This is a genomic window from Gottfriedia luciferensis, assembly GCF_002156865.1.
Classification (GTDB): Bacteria; Bacillota; Bacilli; order Bacillales; family Bacillaceae_G; genus Gottfriedia; species Gottfriedia luciferensis.
Genome location: NZ_NCTA01000021.1, coordinates 37,926 through 44,593, shown reverse-complemented (window position 1 = coordinate 44,593; position 6,668 = coordinate 37,926). Strand labels below are relative to the sequence as shown.

Sequence of the window (6,668 nt, the reverse complement as noted above, 5' to 3'; positions counted from 1 at the left end):
CTTAGCAACTCTCACGCTGTTGAAAAATAATCTTGTCAAGTAATGACCAAATTTTCGTAAAGGAAGTTGAATGATGTTCATTTCCACTACAGGATTCTCGCTTTCCATGGGGCGAAACCTGAGCCTCCTCGGCATTGCCTGCGGGGTCTCAGCCTTTCCGCATCTCCCATAGGAGTCGAGCATCCTTCCGTTCCAATCAACTTTTTGTTCAATAAAAGTATTCTTAAAAAAATGATTTAAATATTCTTTACTTAGAACAAATTCAAAAAAGCATCGTCTTTAAGATTTGGTATTTAATAGTTTAAACTTATAAAAAGATGATCTAAGTAATGATTTGAGTTTGAAGGAGTTATAAATATTGCTCAAAAATACTAACATTTATATTCTTTAATAGAACATCAAAAAATACTAACTTATCATCAATAAAGCTCTCACTTAATGACCTTTTTTTATATTGACCGTTATCTATTTCAACACTCTGAGAGTTGCCTTAGCAACTCTTTTAGTTCAATACAATTCTAATGTCATAAATACACTATTTGGGTCATCAATGTATTCACCAAATGGTTTACAATATCGAAATCCGAAGTTTGAATATAACTTTTTAGCTGGATTAAACGCATCCATTGATCCAGTTTCCAAGCTAAGCCTTTTATACCCTCGATTTCTCGCCTCATCAATGATATGTTGGAGCATTCGTCTGGCCACACCTTTTCTTAAATGAGCTGAAGAAGTTCTCATCGATTTTACTTCCCCATGCTGTTGATCTAGTTCTTTTAATGCCCCACATCCAACCAATACGCCTTGATCCCATATGCTCCAAAATGTAATATCTGGTTTCTTTAATCCATCAAGATTTAAAGCATGTATGCTTTCTGGCGGAGAATGTTGTGTCATCCCTTGAAGATGCTCTCCAATTAATTGGGTAACTTCAATACCCGTTAAATCATCTACTTTAATTTCCATCTTCAGTCCCCCCTTTTCCTCTTCTTTCAATATATTTTATCGGTTACTATAATACAAATTATTTTTATTCTTCAGAATTTAATTACTAAAATACATTTGAAGAACTACATCTAGTTCATTTTCCGTGATATTATATAGTATTAATTTGAGTTTTGGGGAGATGACCTATATGAATAATCGAATTGAAACGTTCAATGGTTCTAAGCATTTTAAGCTGAAGCAAGTCGCTGAAGGAGTATATGCGGCAATTTCGGTGCCTGGTACTGGTTCTTTAGGGAATGCAGCAATTATTGATTTAGGTGATTCAACACTTGTAGTCGATACATTTACTACAGTACAGGCTGCTGAGGATTTACAAACAGCAGTAATTCATTTAACCGGTAATACAGCCTCCTACGTATTGAACACACACTGGCACAGCGACCATACGAGTGGGAATCAAGTGTTTAGCCCCACAGCACAAATAATTTCTACATCTACTACACTTGAAATTATGGCCACATTTGGAAAAAATCGGGTAGCTCAACAATTGGCAAATCCGGAGCCAATTTTTCAAGCGATTAAAGAAGTCGATGAGAAAATACTACTTGAACAGGACGAAAAGTTAAAAAAGGAAATGCAATGGGAAAATGCAAGTGATCGTGAATATATGAATGCATTGTCCAATTTAGACTATACAATACCTACATTAACTTTTGATAAACAATTGAATTTATATGGAAGTCATCGGACGGTGCAGCTCAAAACTTATGGGGGAGGACACACGCAAAGTGATGCTTTCGTCTACTTGCCTGAAGAAAAGATTGCCATCCTGGGAGACTTGGTACTATCGAAGCATCATCCAGTGATGATTCATGCCACCCCTTATGAATGGCTAAATATTTTAGAAAAAATAGAGCTTTTAGATATTAAAACCATTATACCGGGCCATGGAGATGTATGTTCATTGAATGAACTTCATGAAGTTAAAGGTTACATAAATGATATTGTCTCGTTAGTAGAGAAAGCTATTCTGAATAAGCAAAGCATTGAGGAAATTTCAGTACCAAAAGCATATGAAAACTGGTACTTTACTACATATTTTAAACCAAACTTGAAAAAAGTTTATGAACTAATCACTAACCCAGTAAATACAATTTAATCGCTTTTTGGTACTAACAAGGATTTGGCCATTAAACAGGATTTCCAAACAAACCAAAGATTATTAGATAAATAGATTATTTATTGAGTGTATCTTCCTGAAATTTAATCGTTTTGAATCTATTGTAATACATGAGATCCTAGGTGGAGGCTTAACTGTTTTTCATACACAATTAATTGGATAGGGAGTGGGGAAAATATAACATCATGCGTTACATTTTCCCACAATAATTTGTTGCTATTCGAATAGCACCAGTTACCCTATCTATTGATTTATTTTGTGTTCGACTTTTTTGCTAAATTTTGCAACTCACTTTTAGGCTCAGTTGAAAATTCAACGTCCTTACCATAACCTTGTGGATTTACACTTGGAGCTTTTTGTCCTCTTCCACTTGATTTTTTACTCATAGCGTTTCACCTCCAAGTGTAGTATTTCCTGTCAAAATTGATTTATGTGTTAACTGTTTAAATAGAGTAGACATCTAATGAAAGAGTTGCTTTAATTCTCCAATACATTATCTCACTTATTCGAACTTCAAATTTTTAAATTCGATTCTATACAGGTCACGTCTTCGATCACGTAATTGTCGAACAGAGCCCGAGTTTCTTGAACGTCTTAACTTCTCTAGGTCAACATCACCAACTACGACCGTATCAACATTGGCATCACATTCACCAACAATCCCATCTCTTGCAAATCCAAAATCTGAAGGTGAGAAAATACCGGATTGGGCATACTGAATATCCATGTTTTCTACGTGAGTTAAGTTACCCACTGTCCCTGCAATGCAAGTATATACTTGGTTCTCTATTGCTCTTGCTTGCGCACAATAACGAACACGGAGATACCCTTGGCGATCATCTGTACAAAATGGAACAAAAATGATATTTGCTCCTTGATCTACGGCAATACGGGCAAGTTCTGGAAATTCAATATCGTAACATATTTGAATCGCAACTTTTCCACAGTCCGTGTCAAATACATGAATTTCATTTCCTTCCGATATTCCCCACCATTTCCGCTCATTAGGAGTTGCGTGGATTTTCAACTGTTTCTCAATCGTTCCATCTCGTCGGAATAGATAGGCTACGTTGTATATGTTTCCTTCCTCCTCTACGAAATGAGATCCGCCAACAATATTAACATTGTATCTTACCGCAAGTTCGGTAAAAAGTTCAATGAATTGTTCAGTGTATGTAGCAAGTCTCCGAACAGCTTGATCCGGTCGTTTTTCTTCCAGAAAAGACATCAATTGTGTTGTAAATAACTCTGGAAAAACGGCAAAATCTGAACCAAAATCAGCAGCTACGTCAACATAATATTCAATTTGTTTCGTAAAATCAGAGAAAGACTCAATTTTTTTCATCATATATTGTATTGCACAAATTCTAACTGGGAACGAAGCACGATAGACACGCTTCGATTTTGGAAGATAATCAATATTGTTCCATTCCATCAAAGTAGCAAAGGAGTCTGAAGCTTTGTCATCTGGAAGGTAACGAGTGTTGATTCGCTTAATTGTAAAACCTTCCATTAGTTGGAATGACAAAACCGGGTCATAGATACTATGTTTCTCCACTGCTGCCACATACTCTCTCGGTGTCATTTCATCTCGATATTTATGATAATTAGGGATGCGACCACCGATGATAATGCTCTGAAGATTTAATTGTCGAGCCAATTCCTTTCGCGCCTCGTAAAGCCGATGTCCTATTTTCATACGACGGTAATCTGGATCAACCATTACTTCAATTCCATATAAATTAAATCCATTCGGATCATGATTTGTAATATAGCCATAATCCGTTATGACATTCCAAGTATGCTGATCATCATACTCATCGAAATCTACCATAAGACTTGAACAGGAACCAACAATTTTATCCTCATATTCTACACATAACTGACCTTCAGGGAAAATTCGAATATGACTTTCCAATTGTTCACGTTTCCATCCCTCCATGCCAGGAAAACAACGGCTCGATAACTTCATGATTTCTTCAATATCTTCCATCTGTATATTTCGAACTTCAATTTTCTTCTCGTATTTTGACATATCTGTCTCTGACATATTCTCACGTCCTATACTTAAAGTCTCACTTATCTCAGTCACTCTTATTGGGGTTCACCCAATTAGGATACCCATATATTTCCTTTTCAACATGAGTTAAATCTGACTTTTTAAAAATATACTAACCACATACAACTGAGTGGATGAATCGATTAGTTTTAATGAAAGTGGACGTACATAAAAGGCTGGAACCAGATGATGTTAGTTCAATTGGAAATCGACTTTTTTAGAAAAATAAAAACCACTAATGCCAAATTAAAGACATTAGTGGTCAGCTAAATTATTCTAGTATTTTACGATTTTTAAGAAACATTTTATGTAGTATTGACTGCTAGCTTATGCAGGATATCCCCCAGTTGGTGGCGGCCAAGCAGAAAATAATCTACGAATCAGTACAATTTCACCTAAATGATAGGAGTTATGGGAAGCAATATTCCGTAGTACTCCACCTGGTGTTTCACCTGGCCATTTCTCCAATGGTTTGTCTAATTGAACAGTTTGAGCAATTGTACATGCCTGTTCAATTCCTTGAAGAAAGTGTTGAATCACCTGCTGCCAATCTTCCTCGCTAGATGGACTCTCTTCTTCTGGCCAACTCTCTTTTACATGGGAAGGCAATGTTGGTTTCTCCCCTTTAGCGAATAATAGAAGAAAATCCTGCCAGTATATCATGTGTTTAACTAATTGATAAATCGAATAAGGCAATTCCTCTTTACGCTTTCCGGCTAGGACAGCATCTATATCCGACAAAGCATTCACGATTGGAAGATGTCCTCTTTCTCCTCTTAAAGATTTTATTAATGCCTCACTAAACGCTTTATTTGATTGATCCATCCTATCGACTCCAATCTGTTTTTAGTTTCTAGTTCGCTCATATGAATGTTTGGCTACCTACTTCTTCAATTCAAAAAGAACTACTATAAGCGAGTATATTGTTTAGAGTTGACTCTAAGTCAAGTAATCGAATTATGCTTCACACCAATTATGTTAGGTAATTTTTTCCTTTTCGTAATTTATTAGAACGAAAATAAACTGTAGTTACTATGTAATTCACACATTTTTTATAAAATAGATTCTTTAACTCAACATCCATATCAATTTACATAAAATATATTGATTGGAGGGATGACATAATGGATAAATCTATTCTTTTAATGTTAGCTAGTATTTTAGCTGGTTTTGCATTATTAAAAGTTCCTTTAGCAGGTACTTTCTTATCAGGTTTAGAGCCAGTAACTACTTTAATTGGTATTCTTGCTATTTTAATCTTCTCCCTTTTCCTAATTTACAAAGGGCTTATGGCATTACTGGGTAAATAGTCAAAGACTAACACTCATGATGCATAGATAGATAATCGTATAAAGGTAATTAAAAATCCTGTAGCTCTGATTACAAGTTAATCGTAGTTACAGTTTTTTTTTGAAGTTAGATCCGACAAATTGAATTCTCTCCAATTTCATTTCCATTTAATCGCAATGTCCACTTAACTATTAATCAAAAACTTTCTAAAAAATCCTATTCAAACAACTTCCAAATGGCACGATTAAAGTCCTATTACTGAAGTCACTATTTTTAACATTTAATAGAATTTGTGAAAAAAGGGTAACGAGGACATCTTCTTCTTACATAGGATTAAATGTTAGCAATATGAAAAATTCTATTTGGGAGGGAAGCTATTGATAAAAAAATGGTTTAAAGTCTTTATGTTAACCTGTCTTTTGTTTTTTAGTTTTGGGATAACACATAGTCAAGCTGCTGAAAATCAATTTGTCATTATTAATAAATCAACAAATCAGTTAGCTTATTATGAAAATGGGAAACTCTTAAAAGTATTTAGGGTAGCAACCGGTAGAAAGCCATCATATACACCCGAAGGTAAGTTTAAAATCGTAAATAAAATTGTAAACAGACCTTACTATACAGGGAAGATTCCAGGAGGAGATCCTCGTAATCCGCTTGGAAATCGATGGCTTGGGTTAAATGCTCGGGGAACATGGGGAACAACTTATGCTATTCATGGAAACAATGATCCGAGTTCTATCGGGAAATATGTCAGTTCCGGTTGTATTCGAATGTATGATAATGAAGTAGAATGGTTATTTGCTAGAATAAAAGTTAATACGCCTGTTGTGATCACATCTTCAGGAAAATCCTTTGACTCAATTGCAAAAGCGAATGGACATAAGGTAACAAGTAACGGAGGCTTTCCATCTACCCAGCCAAGTATAGGAGTCTTGAAAATAGGAAATCGTGGCTCTAACGTAAAAGCGTTACAGCAGAAACTAATTTCACTCGGTTATAATACGAAAGGAACAGATGGTATTTTTGGTTATAATACAGAGCAAGCCGTTCGAAAGTTTCAAAAAGATCATCATTTAGTTGTAGATGGAATTGTTGGACCATCGACGATAAAAGCTCTTGGGGGATTATAAGCTCCTTAGCGCTTATGCTTAAGATACACTTAAAAACCGTAAAGATCTTCAGTTTAAA

Annotated in this window: 7 protein-coding genes; 3 read left to right on the top strand and 4 right to left on the bottom strand. The window is 35.3% G+C overall.

Annotated elements, in window-relative coordinates:
- Nucleotides 1-507: 507 nt before the first annotated feature.
- Nucleotides 508-966 (bottom strand): GNAT family N-acetyltransferase, encoded by a 459-nt coding sequence (locus tag B7R67_RS14440; protein WP_088071565.1) that lies wholly within the window; start codon nucleotides 964-966, stop codon nucleotides 508-510.
- 160 nt (nucleotides 967-1,126) lie between these two features.
- Here B7R67_RS14440 and B7R67_RS14435 point away from each other — a divergent pair, with 160 nt between their 5' ends.
- Nucleotides 1,127-2,107: an MBL fold metallo-hydrolase gene (locus tag B7R67_RS14435; RefSeq protein ID WP_235822174.1), complete on the top strand. Its 981-nt coding sequence runs from the start codon at nucleotides 1,127-1,129 to the stop codon at nucleotides 2,105-2,107.
- A gap of 272 nt (nucleotides 2,108-2,379) precedes the next feature.
- Here the strand turns inward: B7R67_RS14435 and sspL are convergent, their stop codons facing one another.
- From sspL to B7R67_RS14420, 3 genes are all read right to left on the bottom strand, one after another.
- Entirely contained in the window at nucleotides 2,380-2,514 is a 135-nt protein-coding gene (gene sspL / locus B7R67_RS14430; protein ID WP_088071561.1) for a small, acid-soluble spore protein L, read from the bottom strand.
- 116 nt (nucleotides 2,515-2,630) lie between these two features.
- The gene (locus B7R67_RS14425; RefSeq protein ID WP_088071559.1) at nucleotides 2,631-4,178 is read right to left on the bottom strand and encodes a bifunctional GNAT family N-acetyltransferase/carbon-nitrogen hydrolase family protein; all 1,548 of its coding nucleotides are present in this window, start codon (nucleotides 4,176-4,178) and stop codon (nucleotides 2,631-2,633) included.
- A gap of 336 nt (nucleotides 4,179-4,514) precedes the next feature.
- Nucleotides 4,515-5,012, bottom strand: coding sequence for a DinB family protein (locus B7R67_RS14420; protein ID WP_088071557.1), 498 nt, complete (start codon nucleotides 5,010-5,012; stop codon nucleotides 4,515-4,517).
- 299 nt (nucleotides 5,013-5,311) lie between these two features.
- On the opposite strand from B7R67_RS14420, the gene B7R67_RS14415 reads away from it, so the two are divergent.
- Together B7R67_RS14415 and B7R67_RS14410 are read left to right on the top strand one after the other, a co-directional pair.
- On the top strand, nucleotides 5,312-5,497 hold the full coding sequence (locus tag B7R67_RS14415) for a hypothetical protein (protein WP_088071556.1): 186 nt from the start codon (nucleotides 5,312-5,314) through the stop codon (nucleotides 5,495-5,497).
- A gap of 357 nt (nucleotides 5,498-5,854) precedes the next feature.
- Nucleotides 5,855-6,610, top strand: coding sequence for a L,D-transpeptidase family protein (locus B7R67_RS14410; RefSeq protein WP_235822173.1), 756 nt, complete (start codon nucleotides 5,855-5,857; stop codon nucleotides 6,608-6,610).
- Nucleotides 6,611-6,668: the final 58 nt, after the last annotated feature.